The 18,453-nt window shown below is 71.5% G+C and carries 19 protein-coding genes; 11 read left to right on the forward strand and 8 right to left on the reverse strand.

What is annotated here, in order from left to right; all coding sequences use genetic code 11:
- Positions 1-32: 32 nt before the first annotated feature.
- The 5 genes from ACWGIU_RS00870 to ACWGIU_RS00890 form a co-directional block, all read right to left on the reverse strand.
- Positions 33-1,106: an aspartate-semialdehyde dehydrogenase gene (locus ACWGIU_RS00870; protein WP_453701561.1), complete on the reverse strand. Its 1,074-nt coding sequence runs from the start codon at positions 1,104-1,106 to the stop codon at positions 33-35.
- A complete protein-coding gene (locus ACWGIU_RS00875; RefSeq protein ID WP_030726444.1) occupies positions 1,103-2,377 on the reverse strand; it encodes an aspartate kinase in 1,275 nt (424 codons plus the stop codon). The genes ACWGIU_RS00870 and ACWGIU_RS00875 overlap by 4 nt, the downstream gene beginning before the upstream one ends.
- 129 nt (positions 2,378-2,506) lie before the next feature.
- A complete protein-coding gene (locus tag ACWGIU_RS00880; RefSeq protein ID WP_453701562.1) occupies positions 2,507-3,154 on the reverse strand; it encodes a DUF5063 domain-containing protein in 648 nt (215 codons plus the stop codon).
- Positions 3,147-3,746: a recombination mediator RecR gene (gene recR / locus ACWGIU_RS00885; protein WP_030010802.1), complete on the reverse strand. Its 600-nt coding sequence runs from the start codon at positions 3,744-3,746 to the stop codon at positions 3,147-3,149. The genes ACWGIU_RS00880 and recR overlap by 8 nt, the downstream gene beginning before the upstream one ends.
- A gap of 42 nt (positions 3,747-3,788) precedes the next feature.
- Complete coding sequence (locus ACWGIU_RS00890) at positions 3,789-4,133, reverse strand: YbaB/EbfC family nucleoid-associated protein (RefSeq protein WP_076044258.1); 345 nt, start codon at positions 4,131-4,133, stop codon at positions 3,789-3,791.
- 268 nt (positions 4,134-4,401) lie between these two features.
- On the opposite strand from ACWGIU_RS00890, the gene ACWGIU_RS00895 reads away from it, so the two are divergent.
- Positions 4,402-5,148, forward strand: a complete 747-nt coding sequence (locus ACWGIU_RS00895) for an SLATT domain-containing protein (RefSeq protein ID WP_453701563.1) — start codon at positions 4,402-4,404, stop codon at positions 5,146-5,148.
- A 124-nt stretch (positions 5,149-5,272) separates the two neighbouring features.
- Here ACWGIU_RS00895 and ACWGIU_RS00900 read toward each other — a convergent pair whose 3' ends face one another.
- The 3 genes from ACWGIU_RS00900 to ACWGIU_RS00910 form a co-directional block, all read right to left on the reverse strand.
- A complete protein-coding gene (locus ACWGIU_RS00900; RefSeq protein ID WP_453701564.1) occupies positions 5,273-5,923 on the reverse strand; it encodes a hypothetical protein in 651 nt (216 codons plus the stop codon).
- A gap of 86 nt (positions 5,924-6,009) precedes the next feature.
- The gene (locus tag ACWGIU_RS00905) at positions 6,010-6,675 is read right to left on the reverse strand and encodes a GntR family transcriptional regulator (protein ID WP_453701565.1); all 666 of its coding nucleotides are present in this window, start codon (positions 6,673-6,675) and stop codon (positions 6,010-6,012) included.
- Positions 6,676-6,832: 157 nt separating this feature from the next.
- The gene (locus ACWGIU_RS00910; protein ID WP_453701566.1) at positions 6,833-8,194 is read right to left on the reverse strand and encodes an aminotransferase class III-fold pyridoxal phosphate-dependent enzyme; all 1,362 of its coding nucleotides are present in this window, start codon (positions 8,192-8,194) and stop codon (positions 6,833-6,835) included.
- Between the two features lie 188 nt (positions 8,195-8,382).
- Here ACWGIU_RS00910 and ACWGIU_RS00915 point away from each other — a divergent pair, with 188 nt between their 5' ends.
- From ACWGIU_RS00915 to ACWGIU_RS00960, 10 genes are all read left to right on the forward strand, one after another.
- Complete coding sequence (locus tag ACWGIU_RS00915) at positions 8,383-9,012, forward strand: type 1 glutamine amidotransferase family protein (protein ID WP_453701567.1); 630 nt, start codon at positions 8,383-8,385, stop codon at positions 9,010-9,012.
- 100 nt (positions 9,013-9,112) lie between these two features.
- Entirely contained in the window at positions 9,113-9,601 is a 489-nt protein-coding gene (locus ACWGIU_RS00920) for a MarR family winged helix-turn-helix transcriptional regulator (RefSeq protein ID WP_453701577.1), read from the forward strand.
- A 90-nt stretch (positions 9,602-9,691) separates the two neighbouring features.
- Positions 9,692-10,096 carry a nuclear transport factor 2 family protein gene (locus ACWGIU_RS00925; protein WP_453701568.1) on the forward strand — a complete coding sequence of 135 codons (405 nt, stop codon included), beginning with the start codon at positions 9,692-9,694 and terminating at the stop codon, positions 10,094-10,096.
- A 498-nt stretch (positions 10,097-10,594) separates the two neighbouring features.
- A complete protein-coding gene (locus ACWGIU_RS00930) occupies positions 10,595-11,626 on the forward strand; it encodes an alpha/beta hydrolase (RefSeq protein WP_453701569.1) in 1,032 nt (343 codons plus the stop codon).
- Positions 11,619-12,821, forward strand: a complete 1,203-nt coding sequence (locus ACWGIU_RS00935) for an acyltransferase family protein (protein WP_453701570.1) — start codon at positions 11,619-11,621, stop codon at positions 12,819-12,821. Before ACWGIU_RS00930 ends, ACWGIU_RS00935 begins: the two co-directional genes overlap by 8 nt.
- A 22-nt stretch (positions 12,822-12,843) precedes the next feature.
- Positions 12,844-14,163 carry a sensor histidine kinase gene (locus tag ACWGIU_RS00940; protein WP_453701571.1) on the forward strand — a complete coding sequence of 440 codons (1,320 nt, stop codon included), beginning with the start codon at positions 12,844-12,846 and terminating at the stop codon, positions 14,161-14,163.
- Positions 14,160-14,831 (forward strand): response regulator, encoded by a 672-nt coding sequence (locus ACWGIU_RS00945; RefSeq protein WP_453701572.1) that lies wholly within the window; start codon positions 14,160-14,162, stop codon positions 14,829-14,831. The genes ACWGIU_RS00940 and ACWGIU_RS00945 overlap by 4 nt, the downstream gene beginning before the upstream one ends.
- Positions 14,832-14,920: 89 nt before the next feature.
- Positions 14,921-16,258, forward strand: coding sequence for a sensor histidine kinase (locus ACWGIU_RS00950; RefSeq protein ID WP_453701573.1), 1,338 nt, complete (start codon positions 14,921-14,923; stop codon positions 16,256-16,258).
- Positions 16,255-16,914: a response regulator gene (locus ACWGIU_RS00955; protein ID WP_453701574.1), complete on the forward strand. Its 660-nt coding sequence runs from the start codon at positions 16,255-16,257 to the stop codon at positions 16,912-16,914. The genes ACWGIU_RS00950 and ACWGIU_RS00955 overlap by 4 nt, the downstream gene beginning before the upstream one ends.
- Positions 16,915-17,278: 364 nt before the next feature.
- Positions 17,279-18,453 (forward strand): cytochrome P450 (locus ACWGIU_RS00960; RefSeq protein ID WP_453701575.1); only part of this gene is annotated, 1,175 nt, incomplete at its 3' end.

The following is an 18,453-nucleotide window of genomic DNA, read 5'->3' on the forward strand; positions in this document are numbered from 1 at the left end:
TCAAGGGATCAGGACCGATCCTACAAAGCGGATTACGCAAATTCACCCGCGATCAGTTCCGCGATCTGTGTGGCGTTCAGCGCTGCGCCCCTGCGGAGATTGTCCGCGCACACGAAGAACTCCAGGGCGTAAGGATCGTCGAGCGAGGCCCGTACCCGCCCCACCCAGGCGGGATCGGTCCCGGCGGCGTCCACGGGGGTGGGGAACTCCCCGGCCGCGGGGTCGTCCACGAGGACCACGCCGGGCGCGGCCTCCAGGATCTCCCGGGCGTGCGCGGCCTCCACCTCACGCTCGAACCGGGCCCGCACGGTGAGCGAATGCCCGGTGAGCACCGGCACCTGGACGCAGGTCACCGATACCGGGAGGTGCTCCAGCTGCAGGATCCGGCGCGTCTCCCCGCGTACCGCCAGCTCGTGCGAGGACCAGCCGTCCGCCCGCAGCTCACCGGACCAGGGCACGACGTTGGCGGCCAGGGGGGCCGCGAAGGGGCCGGTGTCCTCGCCCACGGCGCGTCGTACGTCCCCGGGCTGCTCACCCAGGGAGGTCCCGGCGACCAGCGACTGCTGGCGGCGCAGCGTCTCGGAGCCGGCCCGCCCGGCGGCACTCGCGGCCTGGTACGAGGAGACGACCAGGTCGCGGAGGGCGTACCCGGAGTGCAGCGCGCCCAGGGCCGCGATCATGGTGGCAGTCACGCAGTCCGGGCCGGCGACGATCCCGCGCGGCCGCATCCGTACGGCGTGCCCGTTGACCTCGGGCACCACCAGCGGGACCTCGGGGTCCTCCCGGAAGGCGGCGGACAGGTCGATGACGACCGAGCCGCGCGCGGTGACCACGGGGGCCCACCGGGCCGAGACGTCGGCCGGGGTGAGGAAGAGGGCGACATCGCCCGGTCCGAGGCCGTCGAAGGCGTCCTCGGTGAGGGCGATCACCTCGGTCTCCTCCGCTCGGACGGCCAGCATGCGGCCGGCCGAACGCGCGGAGGCGATCAGGCGGATCTCGCCCCAGACGTCCGCCCGCTGGGACACCATCTTGAGCAGGACGGAACCGACTGCTCCGGTCGCCCCGACCACGGCGAGTGCCGGGCCGGAGGACCGGGTGCGGGTCATCGTCCGGTGCCTCCGTAGACGACTGCTTCGGCACTGTCGGAGTCGAGGCCGAAGGCCGTGTGCACGGCGCGGACGGCCTCGTTGACGTCGTCCTGGCGGGTGACGACCGAGATGCGGATCTCGGAGGTCGAGATCAGCTCGATGTTCACGCCCGCGTCGGACAGCGCCTGGAAGAAGGAGGCGGTGACGCCCGGGTTGGTCTTCATGCCCGCGCCGACCAGGGAGATCTTGCCGATCTGGTCGTCGTAGCGCAGGGAGTCGAAGCCGATCGCGCCCTTCGCCTTCTCCAGCGCCTCGATGGCCTTGTGGCCCTCGGTCTTGGGGAGGGTGAAGGAGATGTCCGTGAGGCCCGTGGAGGCCGCGGAGACGTTCTGCACGATCATGTCGATGTTGATCTCGGCGTCCGCGATGGCGCGGAAGATCGCCGCGGCCTCGCCCGGCTTGTCCGGGACACCGACGACCGTGATCTTGGCTTCGGAGACGTCGTGCGCGACTCCGGAGATGATGGCGTGCTCCACCTGCGCGTCCCCTTGCGGATTCTCGTTGCTGACCCAGGTGCCCGGCAGTCCGGAGAAGGACGAGCGGACGTGGATCGGGATGTTGTAGCGGCGCGCGTACTCGACGCAGCGGTGCAGCAGCACCTTGGAACCGGAGGCCGCGAGCTCCAGCATGTCCTCGGAGGAGATCCAGTCGATCTTCTTCGCCTTCTTCACGACCCGGGGGTCCGCGGTGAAGACGCCGTCGACGTCGGTGTAGATCTCACAGACCTCGGCGTCCAGCGCCGCGGCGAGCGCGACGGCCGTGGTGTCCGAGCCGCCCCGGCCGAGGGTGGTGATGTCCTTGGAGTCCGCGGACACCCCCTGGAAGCCCGCGACGATGGCGATGTTGCCCTCGTCCAGCGCGGTGCGGATCCGGCCCGGCGTGACATCGATGATGCGCGCTTTGTTGTGGACCGAGTCGGTGATCACGCCTGCCTGGCTGCCGGTGAACGACTGGGCCTCGTGGCCCAGGTTTTTGATCGCCATGGCCAGCAGGGCCATCGAGATCCGCTCTCCGGCGGTCAGCAGCATGTCGAACTCACGCCCGGCAGGCATCGGGGATACCTGCTCGGCGAGATCGATCAGCTCGTCCGTCGTGTCGCCCATCGCGGAAACCACGACGACCACCTGGTGGCCGTTCTTCTTGGCATCCACGATCCGCTTGGCAACACGCTTGATGCCCTCGGCATCGGCTACGGAGGAGCCTCCGTACTTCTGCACGACAAGGCCCACGTGCGCTCCTCGCTCAATCCGTCTCATTGCTGGTGCAGTGTAACGAGCGACCGGGATCCGACCGCCTCGTACCACATCATGAGACGAGAAGATCAGAGAATGAGTTCCCTGTCCGGCCGCTGCCTTCGCTCAGGTGCGGCCGAGCCCGCCGAGCTCCTCGGCCATCACCTGTCCGGCCTGTTCCGCGAGGTCGTCCTCGGTCAGGTCCTCGTCCGTGTCCAGGCCGTCCAGGGCGGCGAGAGGCTGGTCGAGGCGGACATGGGCGATCAGCGACTGCAGGGCGCGCAGCGTCGCCGAGGCCGTCGGACCCCAGTTGGTGAAGTACGAGAACTGCCACCACCACAGCGCCTCGGTGATCCGGCCCGCCTGGTGGTGGATGAGTCCGTGCCGCAGGTCGGCGACCACGTCGGCGAGGTCGTCCGAGATCCGGTGCGCGACCGGGGTCTTGCGCGGCTCGTACGGATCGAAGACCTCGGAGTAGACGTCGACCGGCTCCAGCATGACCGCGAAGCGCTCGCGCAGGTCGTCCACGTCCGGCTCCGGGCCCAGGTCGGGCTCGTAGCGCTCGTCGGGCAGCACGTCCTGGTACGCACCCAGTCGGCCGCCCGCCAGCAGCAGCTGGGACACCTCCAGGAGGAGGAAGGGCACCGCGCTGTCCGGGTCCTCGCCCTTGGCCACCTCGGTGACCGCGACGATGAAGGACTCGATCTGGTCCGAGATCGAGGCGGCGAAGTCGTCCGGATCCTGTCCCAGGGCGTGCAGCGTTGCGTCAGACATCGAGAAGTCGCCTTCCTTCAAAGGCCCGCCCGAGCGTGACCTCGTCCGCGTACTCCAGATCTCCCCCGACGGGGAGGCCGCTGGCCAGGCGGGTTACCTTCAGGCCCATGGGCTTGATCATGCGGGCGAGGTAGGTGGCGGTGGCCTCGCCCTCCAGGTTCGGGTCGGTGGCCAGGATCAGCTCGGTCACCTCGCCGTCCGCCAGGCGCGCCAGGAGCTCGCGGATGCGCAGATCGTCCGGGCCGACGCCCTCGATCGGGCTGATCGCGCCCCCGAGGACGTGGTACTTCCCCCGGAACTCGCGCGTCCGCTCGATCGCGACGACGTCCTTGGGCTCCTCGACGACGCAGATGACGGTGGTGTCCCGGCGCGGGTCGCGGCAGATGCCGCACCGCTCCTCCTGTGCCACGTTCCCGCACACCGCGCAGAACCGGACCTTGTCCTTGACCTCCAGCAGCGCGTGCGCGAGGCGGCGGACGTCGGTGGGCTCGGCCTGCAGGATGTGGAAGGCGATCCGCTGCGCGCTCTTGGGCCCGACGCCGGGCAGCCTGCCCAGTTCGTCGATCAGGTCCTGAACCACGCCTTCGTACAACGGACTGCCTTCTTTCGTCGGGTAGGTCGGAGCAGGGGAGGGCTAGAACGGGAGGCCGGGGATACCGCTGCCGCCGCCCAGCCCCTGGGCCAGGGGGCCCAGCTTCTGCTGCTGGAGTGCCTGCGCATTCTCGTTGGCCGCCTGTACCGCGGCGACCACCAGGTCGGCGAGCGTCTCCGTGTCCTCGGGGTCCACAGCCTTCGGGTCGATCACCAGTGCGCGCAGCTCGCCGGATCCGGTGACGGTCGCCTTCACCAGACCGCCGCCGGCCTGACCCTCGACCTCCGTCCGTGCGAGCTCCTCCTGCGCGGCCGCGAGATCCTGCTGCATCTTCTGGGCCTGCTGGAGCAGCTGCTGCATGTTGGGCTGGCCACCACCGGGAATCACAGGGCACTCACTCCATACGTCGTACGTCGAGACCTTCGGAACGCTGGTCAATCCGAGCCTACGTGCTCCCCGGGCGCCGCGCCCTACGCCGTGAGGACCAACTCTTTCGAGTGAGAGACGGGGCGTACGCGTACCTGCTGGAGACCTCCTGCGAGCGGAATTCCCGGCAATCGTCGCCCATCACCCGGCATTCGAAGGTAGGAAGAGCATGCGCATCATTGCGCACACGCGCACCACCACACGTCAGCGCAGGCAGAGGGAGTGCCGGGTGAGCCAGCCGGAGATGCAGCCCGAGGGGCCACCCCGGGATCCCCGGGAGGAAGGCGGCGGACCGATGGCGGCGGGCGATCTGACCGGCCGGCCGTTCCCCCTCGGGGACTGGGGCGAGCCCGCCGAGCGGCTCGACGAGCTCTACCGGCGGGTCGAGGCCGACGCGCTGCGCACCGCCGAGTGGTACCTGTCCGACCGGGCGTTGAAGCGGCGCGGTGCGCGCGTGCTGCGTGCCGGGGCGGCCGTGGGCGCCGTCACGGGCGCCTCGATGCCGCTGCTGGAGCTGACGGGCTCGATCCCGGGCGCCTCCACGTACGGCTACCTCGCGCTGCTGCTGGGCGCGGCCGCGCTGGCCTGCGACCGGTTCTTCGGGCTGACGTCCGCGTGGATGCGGGACGTGGCCACGGCCCAGGCGGTGCAGCGCCGGCTCCAGACCCTCCAGTTCGACTGGGCCTCGGAGAACGTGCGCGAGGTGCTCGGGCCCACCGAGGGCACGGCCAGCGAGGCCGCGGAACGGTGCCTGACCGTGCTGCGCCGCTTCTCCGAGGACATCACCGAGCTGGTGCGCTCGGAGACGGCGGACTGGATGGTGGAGTTCCGGGCCGGGCCCGCGCCGCTGGTGATGCAGTCGCTGGGGGCGTCCGGAGGGCGCCCGGACGCGAACGTCCCGCCCGCCCGCTTCCCGCTGCCGCCGGGCACCAGACCGAACATGCCCCGGCAGCGGCCGCCGGAGCAGCCGCGCTGAGACGGGCGGGACAGGCCTGCGGGGACGGGCGGGACAGCCCTGCCGAGACGGGCGGGGGCGCATCGCGGAGACGGGCGGGGCCGAGGTTCCGCGCAGCGGACCCGTACCCCGCCCACCGGCCCGCTCAGCTGAAGATGATCATCGACCCCTGGCCGAGGCTCCGCGTCGCGGCCGCGTGCAGTCCCAGCCACACGTGCCGTTCACGGGCGAAGGGGCTCTCGTCGTACGGGATCGGCCCCGCCGGCTCCTCCAGCAGCGTCGGCCGCCCCGGCGGCGCCGGTGCGGCGGGCGGGTTCCCCGGGTCTATGCCGATGGCGGGGGCCACGAACAGCAGCTCCCGCAGCAGCCCCTGTACGGACCCCAGCGGCCCGCCCCCGGCCAGCAGCTCCTCGTTCGCCAGCGGAGCCACGAAGTCCACCGGGACGTAGGCCCCGGCGTGGTCGTAGTGCCACACCAGGTGCGACTGCTGGGCCGTGGGCTCGAACATCTCCAGCAGTTGCTCGTAGTCCCCGCCCAGTTCGTCCACCGGGTTCACGGGCAGCCCGCAGAGCTGGAGCAGGTACGCCCGCCTCAGGAAATGCAGGGCGTCGTAGTCGAAGCCGGCGACCGGGGCGACGTCCCCGCTCAGGCCCGGCATGTACGCGAACACGGGCACGGACGGCAGTCCGGCCGCGCCCAGCGCCCTGTCGTACGAGGCGATCTCTTCCGCGAAGGGGTTGTCGGGGCTGTGGCACAGCACGTCGACAAGGGGGACCAGCCACAGGTCACAGGCCACTCGGCCTCCGATCAGTCGATGCCGCCGATCCGGCCAGCGTAGTGGGCCGGACACCCTCCGCGAAGGGGTGCGCAGAACCTCGGGACTCAGAGGCGGGCGGCCCAGGCCAGCGCGTGCTCGTTGTAGCCCCGCACTATGCCGCGCACCGCGTCGGCGTCGGCGAGCGTCACCGCGTCCACCAGCTCGCTGTGGCCGTCCCACAGCGCCGCCCGCAGCTGCGGCTCGCGCTGGAGGTGGGGGACGGCGAAGACCCAGCACTGCACACGAATACGGTGCAGGAACTCGGAGATGTAGGTGTTGGCGACGAGCCCGCTCAGCTCCCGCCAGAAGCGCAGGTCGTAGCCGATCAGCACTTCGAGCGAACCGCTCTGCGCGGCCCGGCGGGCCTCCTCGCCGCGGCGGCGCACCGACACCAGCCGCTCGCCGGAGCCGGGGGCGGTGCCGCGCTCGGCGAGGCGGCGGAAGATCCCGTCCACGACGAGCGAGCGGGCCTCGATCATGCCCCGGAAGTCGTCCACGGAGAAGATCCGCACACGGAAGCCGCGGTGCTGGACCAGCTCCAGCAGCCCTTGGGCGGAGAGGTCCACGAGCGCCTCGCGCACCGGGGTCGCGGAGACCTCGTACTGTTCGGCGATCTGCTTGACAGTGAACTCGGTCCCCGGAGGCAGGCGTCCCGCGAGCACCTCGTCCCGCAGCGCGTCCGCGATCTGCTGGCGAAGTGTGTTGCGGGTGACAGCTCCGCTGCCTGGCATAGGGGTCCGTCTCCTGTCGTAGGGCTGCGGACACCATAGGCCAGACAACGCGGCTGAAAACCGATCGGTAGCTAACCGATATCCGACATCCGCACCCACCGTGCGGGGACGGATGCCGGACAGGGGTACGGGGTGGGTGAAGGGGGCGGCTGCGGGTCTAGCCGGCGGCGGTGTGGCGGTCGGCGACCGTCAGCGCCTCGTCCAGCAGGGCCAGGCCCTCTTTGGCCTCCGCCTCCGTGACGTTGCAGGGCGGGACGACATGGGTCCGGTTCATGTTCACGAAGGGCCACAGACCCGACGCCTTGCAGGCGGCGGCGAATTCGGCCATCGGCGCGTTGTCCGCACCGGCCGCGTTGTACGGCACGAGCGGCTCGCGCGTTTCCTTGTCCCGTACGAGTTCCAGGGCCCAGAAGGTGCCCAGCCCGCGGACCTCGCCGACCGAGGGGTGGCGTTCGGCGATCTCGGCGAGCGCCGGGCCGATCACGTTCTCGCCGAGGTGGGCGGAGTGCTCGACGATGCCTTCCTCCTCCATCGTGTTGATGGTCGCGACGGCGGCGGCGCAGGCCAGGGGGTGGCCGGAGTACGTCAGCCCGCCAGGGTAGGGGCGGGTGGCGAAGGTCTCGGCGATGGCGGCCGAGATGGCCACGCCGCCGAGCGGGACGTAGCCGCTGTTCACACCCTTGGCGAAGGTGATCAGGTCGGGGGTGACGCCCCAGTGGTCGGCGGCGAACCACTTGCCGGTGCGACCGAAGCCCGACATGACCTCGTCCAGGATGAAGACGATGCCGTGGCGGTCGCAGAGCTCGCGCACGCCCGCGAGGTAGCCGGCGGGCGGGGTCATGATGCCGGCGGTGCCGGGCACGCTCTCCAGGATGATCGCCGCGATGGTCCCCGGCCCCTCGAAGGCGATGGTGTCGGCGAGGTGGGAGAGGGCGCGGTCGCACTCCTCGGCCTCGGTGGTGGCGTGGAAGGCGGAGCGGTAGAGGTACGGGCCCCAGAAGTGCACGACGCCGGCGGCGGCCGTGTCGGAGGGCCAGCGGCGCGGGTCGCCGGTCAGGTTGATCGCGGCGGCGGTGGCGCCGTGGTAGGAGCGGTAGGTGGAGAGCACCTTGGCGCGGCCGGTGTGCAGCCGGGCCATGCGGACGGCGTTCTCGACGGCTTCGGCGCCGCCGTTGGTGAAGAAGATCTTGTCCAGGTCGCCCGGGGTCCGTCCGGCGACGAGGCGTGCGGCCTCGGAACGGACGTCGACGGCGAAGCCGGGCGCGAGGGTGCAGAGCCGGGCGGCCTGTTCCTGGATCGCGGCGACGACCTTGGGGTGCTGGTGGCCGATGTTGGTGTTGACCAGCTGGGAGGAGAAGTCGAGGAACCGCTTGCCTTCGTAGTCCCAGAAGTACGACCCCTCGGCACCGGCGACGGCGAGGGGGTCGATCAGGGCCTGGGCCGACCAGGAGTGGAAGACGTGCTTCCGATCTGCGTCCTTCACGGCGGCAAGGGTGTGCGAGGTGACATGAGGGGTCATGCCGTCACGCTAGAAGTGCGCAGGTGGGGCGGGACATCGGCGGACTGTATGGGGGTGGGGGGCCACTCTCGGCAGTCTGTCTGCAGTCTGTCTGCGCGGGCGTCGGCACCCTCGAAGGATTGACAGCATCCTGTCGTTATGACAGTCTATTGTCATAGAGCAGGAATCCACGCTGGAGGCGAAGCACCATGAGCGAGACCCCGCGCAAGCCCGTCCACCTCGCGGTCTACGACACGTACGCGGACTGGGAGACCGGCCACACCACCGCGCACCTCACCCAGCGCGGCCACACCGTGCGCACGGTGGGCCTGAGCACCGCGCAGCCGGTCACCACCATGGGCGGCGTCCGCATCCAGCCTGATCTGGCCCTGTCCGACCTGCGACCGGAGGACTCCTCGCTGCTGATCCTCACGGGTGCGTCCCTGTGGGACACGAGCGATGAGCTGACGCCGTTCGCGGCCAAGGCGCGGGAGTTCCTGGCCGCCGGGGTGCCGGTCGCGGCGATCTGCGGAGCCACCGCCGGCCTCGCCCGCGAGGGCCTGCTGGACGGCCGGACCCACACCAGCGGCGCCTCCTTCTACCTGGCGGAGCAGCCCGGCTACGGGGGCGCCGAGAGCTACGTCGAGGCCGACGCGGTGACCGACGGCGACCTGATCACGGCGGGGCCGACGGAGCCGGTGGCCTTCGCCCGCGAGGTGTTCGCCCGGCTGGACGTCTACAAGCCGGACGTCCTGGACGCCTGGTACGGGCTCTTCCACGACTCGGACCCGGCCGCGTACCCGGTCCTGATGGCGGCATCGGCGGCCGGCGATGCGTGAGGCGACGCACGAGCCGCTGCCCGTCGGGGACGTCGGGGAGCTCGGGGGCGTTGGGGGACTCGGGGGCGTTGGGGAGCGCGGGGGACTCGGCGGCGGGGAGCTGGGGGACGCCCGGACCCAGCAGGACCTGCTGAGCCGCACCGCGCTCGGGGTGTTCCGGCTGAACGGCCAGTTCCTCGCCATCTCGGAAGAGCTGGCCAAGCCGGCCGGGCTGACGGCCGCCTGGTGGCAGGTGCTGGGCGCGGTGCTGCGGGAGCCGCTTCCCGTCGCGGGCATCGCCCGGAGCATGGGCATCACCCGGCAGAGCGTGCAGCGCATCGCGGACCTGCTGGTCGCCAAGGGCTTGGCGGAATACGCCCCCAACCCCGCCCACCGGAGGGCGAAGCTGCTGCGGCCCACGCAGGAGGGGCTCGACGCGGTGGACCGGATCGGCCCGGGCCACGCGGCGCTGGCGGCCCGCCTCACGGCGGAGCTGGGCGATGCCGCCTTCGCGGAGACGGTCCGCGCCCTGGAACGGCTGGCCACGGCACTGGACGCGCTGGAATCCGCGGCGCCGTCCGCCACCGTTCCGGCGCCCGCGCGGGAGTGAGCCCCGGCCGGCGCGAGCGATTGTGTCGAAGTCAATAAGCCTGCAAGCAAAGCTTGTTACGTATAACGGGGCTGTCGGACACTGCGGCACATGGAGCCGTTGAAGGTAGTGGCACAACTGTGGGAGCGAATCGAGGCACGCGACTGGGACGGCGTGGCCGCGCTCATTGCCGAAGACGCGGTCATCGAATGGCCCGTGAGCGGTGAGCGCATCGTGGGGCGCGCCAACTTCATAGCCGTGAACAGCGACGACGGCTACGCGGACGAGAGATCCGTGGACCTGCTGCGGATCCTGGCCGACGGGAACCTCGTGGTCACCGAGGTGGAGATACCTCAGGACCACGTCGTCTACCGGGCCGTCTCCCTCTGGACCGTGCGGGACGGGGTGATCGCCGGGGCGAGGGAGTACTGGACCAGCCCCGGCCAGGACCCGGCGCCCCGCTGGCGGGCGGGCTACGTCGAACCCCTGGTGGCCGAACCCCTGGTCGCCGACTGAGCCGCGCGCCCACCGCTCTTCTCGGCGCGACGGGGATCGCCGTCGGGCTGCTGGTCCGGGGCGCCCTCATCGTGGCGGGGCTCGCGGCGCTGCCGGCGCGCTTCGGCCGAGGCGACCTGATGGTGAAGGCGTCACGCATCGGGCGGTTCCGCGCGCGGCCGCGGTCCGGCGCGCGCCGGACCGGACGACGGGTGTCGTCCTGATCGGCTTCGGCGTGCGGGTGGCGGCGACGTGGCGTCGCTCCGGTCGTGACGCCGCTCCGACCGGGAGGTCGCTGCACCCGGACGGTCGTGACGTGACGTCGTACCTGTTGTGGCCGTAGGGGCGGTCGTGGCCGCCACGGCCCCGTGTACCTGCCTCGCAGGTTTCCCCCGTCATACCTGAGAGCTACGCGCGAACACAGCTCCATGGCGTGACGCCGACCACGGGCCCGGATTTCTAACTTCGTCAGCAGAGAGGAGCGTTCACGGCTCTTCCGGCGACCGAAGGAAGAGGGCCATGGCAACGGGTACGAGGACGGGGACGCGGGCCGGGACCGCGGGAGAGACCCGCGTGGCGGGCACGGCGCCAGCCACGGGGAGGGCCGGCTCCGGGGGCGGCCGGCTGCGCCGCGGCCTGCTGGCCACGCTGGTCGCCGCGGCCGTGGTGGTCCCCGTCTCCGCCGCGGCCTCCCCGAACGTACCGGCCCCCGCGCCCGCCAGGTTCTCCGCGGACGCCACGCCCCGGAGCCGGTACGCCGCCAACAGCGCCAACCTGGCTGAGGCGGCCCGCACCGCCGAGGACGCCGACCGCCCCGGCCGGGCGGCCAGGCTGCGCGCCATGAGTTCGGCCGGAGCAGCCCAGTTCCTCACCTTCGACGGCCGCGGCAGGGGCCGCGCCGTCGAGGTGTTCGGCGATCTGGGGAACGCCGACCGGGTCGCCGTCCTGGTGCCCGGGTCCGACACCACGCTGGACACCTACGAACGCTTCCGTGCCGGGGCCGTCTCCCTCCAGCAGCGCCTGCAGGCCGACCATCCGCGCTCCGCCGTGGTCGCCTGGCTCGGGTACGACACCCCCGGCACGGTGAGCACCACCGTCCTGAGCGCCGACCGGGCCGACGAGGCCGCTGCCGAACTGGCCCCCTTCCTGGACCGGTTGCACGGCATATCGGGACCCGGTGCCCGGCTCTCCCTGCTGTGCCACTCGTACGGCTCCGTGGTCTGCGCCCGGACCGCCACCGGGTCCGCGGTCAGTGACGTGGCGCTGTTCGGCAGCCCGGGCACGGGGGCCGGATCCGCCCGGGAGCTGCCGACCGCGGCCCGGGTCTGGGTCGGCCGGGGCAGCGGCGACTGGATCGGCAACGTCCCGCACGTCCGGCTCGGTGGGATCGGTTTCGGCACCGACCCGGTCGACCCCGCTTTCGGGGCCAGGGCCTTCGCCGCGGGCGCCGTCGGGCACAGCGACTACCTCAAGCCGGGCACCGTGTCCCTCGACAGCCTGGCCGCCATCGTCCTGGGCACCACCCCCGCATCGGAGGCCGACCATGGTTGAGTTCCGCGCCCACTGGTCCACCCTGGCGACGGACATCGACGCGGCCACGCCGGCCGACCGTGACCGCGCCGTGGACGCTCTGCGGGCCTTCGCGATCCTCGGCGTGGTCCTCGGACACTGGCTGGTGACCGCGCTGACCGCACGCGACGGCGGTCTGAGCACCACCAGCCCGCTGGCACACATGCCGTGGCTGGCTCCGGTGTCCTGGGTGTTCCAGACGCTGTCCGTCTTCTTCCTGGTCGGCGGCCATGTCGCCGCCCGCGGGTACATGTCGGCGCGCGAGCGTGGCGTCTCGTACGGCGCCTGGGCCGGGCAGCGGCTGGGGCGGCTGTTCCGTCCGGTCGCCGCGGTACTGCTTCTCTGGGCGGTCGTCGCGGGCGGGATGCTGATCGGCGGGGCGGAGCTCGGCACCGTCCGGTCGCTGGTCACGTTGGTGCTGTCGCCGCTGTGGTTCCTGCTCGTGTTCGCCACGCTCACCGCCGCGACCCCGCTCGTGGCCCGGATCGGCCCGCTGTGGCCGCTGGCCGTGGTCGCTGCCGTAGACGTGTGGCGCTTCGGGCTGGGGGGCCCGGCCTGGATCGGCTGGATCAATGTGGCGGCGGGCTGGCTCGTCCCCTTCACCCTCGGTGCCGCCTGGTCCCGTGGGGCTTTCGCCCGGCGCGGCGAGGCGCTGCTCCTGCTCGGAGCGGGAGGCGTGGCCACGGCCGCGCTGATCCTGTGGTGCGGGTACCCGGCGTCGATGGTGGGTGTCCCCGGGGCCGCCGTATCGAATCTGAACCCGCCGACACTCGCCGCGGCGGCCTTCGCACTGGCCCAGTGCGGGCTGGCCCTGCTGGTGCGCGAGCCACTGGCCCGGGCCATGCGACGGCCGAAGACCTGGGCGAAGGTGGCCCTGGTGAACCTCTTCGCCATGACCGTCTTCCTGTGGCACCAGACCGCCATGATGGCCGTCACCGCTCTCGGGCTGCTGGTCTCGGCAGACCTGCCCGGGCTGCACACCGTGCCCGACTCGGTGGGCTGGATAGCGGCCCGGCTGCTGTGGCTGCCCGTGTTCGCCGCCGCGCTGTCGCTCTGCTGGGCGGCGTTCCGTATCCACGAGCAGGCCTCCCGCCGTCGGAAGCCCTCCCGAGTCACCCGTACCGCCGCGGTCTCCCGCCCCGAGGCGGAGCCCGCCAAGGAGATCACCCGTGTCTAGGACCCGCCTTAGCCTGAACGGCGTGAACCAGCAGACCGAGCCACCCGCCGCCGAAGTCCGCACCCGCCTCCCGCACGGACTGGGCCGGGAGTTGTTCACCCTGAGGCGGGATCCGCTCCCGAAGATGTCGCGGCCGCGCTGGCTGGCCTGGCTGCCGCATGTGGTCCTCTGCTACGTGGCCGTTCCCTGCGGTGTCCTCACGGGAATGCAGCTGAACGACCATTACGGGGTGTTCGGTCCGGCCGTCCTGGGGCTGTCGCTGCTGACCTCCGCGTCCGTCGTGCTCAGCATGTTCCGGCCGATCGCGGCCTGGTGGCTCGGGCTCGTCACCTCCGGCCTGAGCGCCTGGGCCATCCATGACCACATCGGCCAGGGGCAGTCCTGGCCGTGGACGCCGGCCGGGCCGTTCACGCTCGCGCCCGTGCTCCTGATGGTCGCCCTGCGGATGCCGCCCCGGGTGACCGTCTCGGTCGTCGGCATCACTCTCACCCTCAACGGACTGGCCGACCTCTCCCTCAGGCCTCCGCAAAGCCAGACGATCATCGGCGGCGCGGCTCTCATCTTCGGGTTCGTGGGGATCCTCGGCCACGCCCTTCGGGCCACCCGCCTCGCCCGCGGCAAACTCGTGGAGCAGGAGACCCTCACCGAGGAGGAGCGGGCCCGGCGCACCCTGCTGGAGGAGCGCAGCCGCATCGCCCGCGAACTGCACGACGTCGTCGCCCACCACATGTCGGTGATCTCCATCCAGGCGCAGGTCGCACCGCACCTGGTGGAGAACCCGTCGGAAGAGCTCAAGGAGAATCTGGCCGGCATCCGGGAGAACGCGCTGGAGGCGCTGACGGAGCTGCGGCGGGTGCTGGGCGTGCTGCGGTCCGAGCAGCCCGACGATCCCGTGAACCCCCATCATCCACAGCCCACCCTGGGCGAACTGGACGGTCTCGTGGACAACGTGCGGGGGGCCGGGCTCGATGTCACGACGGAGATCGCGGGGATACGGCGGCCGCTGACCCCGGGCGTGGAGCTCACCGCGTACCGGATCGTGCAGGAGGCGCTGAGCAACGCGCTGCGCCACGCGCCCGGTTCGCGCGTGGAGGTGGGCATCGCGTACGGGCCGCGTGAGCTGCACCTGTGCGTCGCGAACAGCGCGCCGACCCGGTCGGCCCCGCCCTCGCCCGGAGCGGGGCACGGGCTGCTGGGGATGCGGGAGCGGGCAGGCATGCTGGGGGGCGAACTGGCCGCCGGCCCGCGCCCCGACGGGGGGTACGAGGTGAGCGCCGTACTCCCGATGGATCCGCAGGACCCGCCGGTGGCCGCCGGCCCCGAGACGAAGAGAGCCTCATGAGCACCCCCATCAAGGTGATGATCGCCGACGACCAGATGATGGTCCGGCAGGGCTTCACCGTGCTTCTCGACGCGCAGCCCGACATAGAGGTCGTGGGGCAGGCGGTGGACGGGGCGGACGCGGTGGCGAAGGTCGCCGAGCTGGCTCCGGACGTGGTGCTGATGGACATCCGCATGCCGGGGATGGGCGGGATCGAGGCCACGTCCGTCATCACGGCCGCTCCGGACGCCGCTGTGAAGGTGCTGGTGCTGACCACCTTCGATCTCGACGAGTACGTGTACGAGGCGCTGCGCGCCGGGGCCTCCGGGTTCCTGCTCAAGGACGCCTCGGCCGACCAGCTCGCCGAGGCGGTGCGGGTGGTCGCGGCCGGCGAGGCGCTGCTCTCGCCGAACATCACGAAGCGGCTGATCACGGAGTTCTCCCGGCTGGGGGCGCCGCGTGCGCCGTCGCGGGCCCGGATCGAGGCACTGACCGAGCGGGAGACGGAGGTGCTGTCGCTGATCGCCCAGGGCCTGTCGAATGCCGAGATCTCGGAGCACCTGGTGCTGGCCGAACAGACGGTGAAGACGCATGTGAGCCGGATCCTGGTGAAGCTGGGTCTGCGGGACCGTACGCAGGCCGCGGTGTTCGCGTACGAGACGGGTCTGATCCGCCCGACGGGCTACTGAGCCGACCCGGGTAGTACTTGAGAGGGACCCCGGGAAATCCCCATCAGCGGCGACGCGGACGAGGGCGGTACGGACCTACGGTGGTGTGCATGACCGAGACGACCACCGGGGGGACATCCCGGGCACCTGAGTTCCGACTGGCATCCGAGGTGATCGCGACCCTGCGCCGGGATCTCGTCACCGATGCCTTCGTCTACCGGCCGCTGCCGCCGGCGGATACCTCCGGTCGCTTCGTGCGCCGGCTTCCCGGGGTGCTGCGCCGGTACGCTCCGTGGCGGCGGCATGCGGCGGTGGGAGCCCTGGCCTTCCTTGTCGGGATGATCTCGCTCAACACGCAGTCGGCCGCCTGGGGTGACCTGGGGCCGATCGCCGTGACGTTCCTGACGGCGGCGCCGGTCCTGATGACGCTGGTGCGGCCGGTCGGCGCGTGGTGGGCGGCCATCGCGATGACGGTGGTGACGGCCGGTATCGGTGGTGGCTTCAACTGGCCGTGGACCGACGGGAGTTTCTTCGCGTACATCGTTGTCATGTTCCTCGTGACCCTGCGGACCGGGCCCCGGGTGGCGGCCTGGATGTGGGCGCTCACCCTCGTGCTGGGAACCGGGATCTCCCTCCTGTTCAACGGCCGATGGGGATCGAACATGCCGGAGATGGCACTGGCCTCGGCCTTCGCCCTGGTGATCGCGGGCAGCATTCAGATACGCCGGGACGCGAAGGCGGAGGTGAGCGCGCAGCAGGAGGTCACGGCCGTCGAGCGGGACAAGCGGACGCTGTTGGAGGAGCGGACCACGATCGCCCGGGAGTTGCACGATGTGGTGGCCCACCACATGTCGGTGGTGGCGATCCAGGCGGAGGCCGCGCCGTACCGGGTGAAGAACCCGCCGCCGGAGCTGGAGGCGGCGTTCGTCACCATCCGGGAGAACGCGGTGGCGGCTCTGACGGAGCTGCGGCGGGTGCTGGGTGTGGTGCGCTCCGCGGACTACGAGGCCCCGGACGCCCCACAGCCGACGCTGGCCTCGCTGGAGGGCCTGCTGGCCAATGTGCGGGAGGCCGGCCTGAGCGTGGAGAAGACGATCACGGGCTCGGTGCGGGAATTGCCGCAGGGTGTGGAGCTGTCGGCGTACCGGATCGTCCAGGAGGCCCTGAGCAACACGCTGCGGCACGCGCCGGGGGCCACGGCCGAGGTGGAGGTCTCGTACGTACTGGGCGGCCTGGGCATACGGATCGTCAACGGCCGGGCGACCGGGGACGCGCGGCCCTCGCAGGGGGCCGGGCACGGGATCACCGGGATGCGGGAGCGGGTGGCCATGCTGGAGGGCGAGATGACGGCCGGCCGGACGTCGGCGGGCGGGTACGAGGTGGCGGTGTTCATACCGGTCCCCCACCGCTCGGAGCCCGTGCCGGCGCCGCAGGAGGGGACGGTATGACGATCAGAGTGTTGATCGTCGACGACCAGGTGATGGTGCGCGAGGGGTTCTCCGTTCTGCTGAACGCGATGGACGGCATCGAGGTGGTCGGCGAGGCGGTCGACGGCCGGGAGGCCATCGTGCAGGTGGCGGCATTGCGGCCGGATGTGGTGCTGATGGACATCCGGATGCCGCGGATGAACGGGCTGGAGGCCACGCGGGAGATCGTGGCCGCCGACACGGACGCGAAGGTGCTGGTCCTGACGACCTTCGACCTCGACGAGTACGTGTACCAGGCGCTGCGGGCCGGGGCCTCCGGGTTCCTGCTCAAGGACGCGTCGGCCCGTCAGCTGGCCGACGGGGTGAGAGTGGTGGCGGCCGGGGAAGCCCTGCTGGCGCCCTCGGTGACCAAGCGGCTGATCGTGGAGTTCTCGAAGATCTCCGAGGCCCGCAAGATCGCGGACCCGGCGGGTGCGGGGGAGCTGACGGAGCGGGAGACGGAGGTGCTGGTACTGATCGCGCAGGGGTTGTCCAATGCGGAGATAGCCGACCGGCTGGTCGTCGCCGAGTCCACCATCAAGACCCATGTGAGCCGGATCCTGGTGAAGCTGGGCCTGCGGGACCGGACCCAGGCTGCGGTGTACGCGTACGAGACCCGCTTGGTGAGGCCCGCCTGATCGGGCTCGGCCGCCTCTGCCAGGGCCCAAGGGCTGTCCCGTCATCCCCGGCGGGCGCACGACGACGGCTACGCCACCTCGCCGCGTTGTCGGAGCGCCAGAATACGACCGGTATGCAGACGCGCCTCCGCCTAGTGCTGTGGCCGGGAAGGTTTGCCGGGTTGCGGCGTCCGGTGTGGTGCATCGCAAGGCGGAGGGCCGCGGCTCGTACTGGACGTACTCGCGCGGTCCGACAACGCGGCGAGGTGCCGTGCCGGGCGTCGTGACCCGGTGAACCTTTCCGGTCACAGCACTAGCGATGCCCCGCATCCGACGCCGTGCGCTGATCCACCGGGGGTGACGGGACAGCCCTTAGGGTGCGGGGATGGGCTTTGATCCGTGGGATGCCGCGTTCGTCGCCGATCCCTATCCGGCGTACCGGGAGTTGCGGGAGCAGGGGCGGGCCGTGTGGTGGGAAGCCACCGGGCAGTGGCTGGTGCCGCACTACGCCGATGTGAGTGCGCTGCTGCGGGACCGGCGGCTGGGACGGACCTATCTCCACCGGTTCTCGCACGAGGAGTTCGGACGGCCGGCGCCGCCACCGGAGCACGAGCCCTTCCACGTGCTCAACGGCAACGGCCTGCTGGACCTGGAGGATCCCGCGCACGCGCGGGTGCGCAGGCTGGTGGCGAAGGCCTTCACCCCGCGGACGGTGGAGCGGCTCGTGCCCGCCGTGCGGCGGCTGGCCGGGGAGCTGGCGGGGCGGCTACGCGCGGACGGGGGCGGGGATCTGCTCACCGTCGTCGCCGAGCCGCTGCCGGTGGCGGTGATCGCGGAGCTGCTGGGCGTGCCCGAGGCGGACCGGGGGCTGCTGCGGCCCTGGTCGGCGGATATCTGCGGGATGTTCGAGCTCCGGCCGGACGAGGAGACGGCGCGACGCGCGGTGCGGGCGAGCGTCGAGTTCAGCGCGTACCTCCGGGGGCTGATCGCCGAGCGGCGAAGCCGCCCCGGGGAGGATCTGATCTCCGGGCTGATCGCCGCCCACGATGACGAGGGCCGCCTCAGTGAGCAGGAGATGATCTCCACCTGTGTGCTCCTGCTGAACGCCGGGCACGAGGCCACCGTCAACACGACCGTCAACGGGTGGTGGGCGCTGTTCCGCAACCCCGCGCAGCTCGCCGCGCTCCGCGAGAGCCGCGATCCCGAAAAGTTGTCCACAGCTGTGGATGAACTTCTGCGGTACGACACTCCCCTCCAGATGTTCGAACGCTGGGTGCTCGACGACATCCGGATCGGTGACACCGTCATCCCCCGCGGCGCCGAGGTGGCGTTGCTCTTCGGGTCCGCGAACCGGGATCCCGCGCGCTTCGAAGATCCCGACGCGCTGGACCTCGTACGGGCCGACAATCCGCACCTGACCTTCGGGGCCGGGATCCACTACTGCCTCGGGGCGCCTTTGGCGCGGCGGGAGTTGGAGGCCTCGGTCGGGGCGCTGCTGACGGACGGCGTCCCGCCCCCGAGGCGCGGGGTGGAGCCGCCGTGGCGGGCGGGGGGCGGCGT

This window comes from Streptomyces sp. NPDC054840 (assembly GCF_053611065.1).

Bases quoted from the DNA above. Each gene is read 5' to 3' on its own strand.
- ACWGIU_RS00910 (WP_453701566.1), bottom strand. From the start codon at position 8,194: ATGACCCCTCATGTCACCTCGCACACCCTTGCCGCCGTGAAGGACGCA.
- ACWGIU_RS00955 (WP_453701574.1), top strand. From the start codon at position 16,255: ATGACGATCAGAGTGTTGATCGTCGACGACCAGGTGATGGTGCGCGAG.
- ACWGIU_RS00950 (WP_453701573.1), top strand. From the start codon at position 14,921: ATGACCGAGACGACCACCGGGGGGACATCCCGGGCACCTGAGTTCCGA.
- ACWGIU_RS00905 (WP_453701565.1), bottom strand. From the start codon at position 6,675: ATGCCAGGCAGCGGAGCTGTCACCCGCAACACACTTCGCCAGCAGATC.
- ACWGIU_RS00930 (WP_453701569.1), top strand. From the start codon at position 10,595: ATGGCAACGGGTACGAGGACGGGGACGCGGGCCGGGACCGCGGGAGAG.
- ACWGIU_RS00925 (WP_453701568.1), top strand. From the start codon at position 9,692: ATGGAGCCGTTGAAGGTAGTGGCACAACTGTGGGAGCGAATCGAGGCA.
- ACWGIU_RS00935 (WP_453701570.1), top strand. From the start codon at position 11,619: ATGGTTGAGTTCCGCGCCCACTGGTCCACCCTGGCGACGGACATCGAC.
- ACWGIU_RS00945 (WP_453701572.1), top strand. From the start codon at position 14,160: ATGAGCACCCCCATCAAGGTGATGATCGCCGACGACCAGATGATGGTC.
- ACWGIU_RS00880 (WP_453701562.1), bottom strand. From the start codon at position 3,154: ATGTCTGACGCAACGCTGCACGCCCTGGGACAGGATCCGGACGACTTC.
- ACWGIU_RS00915 (WP_453701567.1), top strand. From the start codon at position 8,383: ATGAGCGAGACCCCGCGCAAGCCCGTCCACCTCGCGGTCTACGACACG.
- ACWGIU_RS00870 (WP_453701561.1), bottom strand. From the start codon at position 1,106: ATGACCCGCACCCGGTCCTCCGGCCCGGCACTCGCCGTGGTCGGGGCG.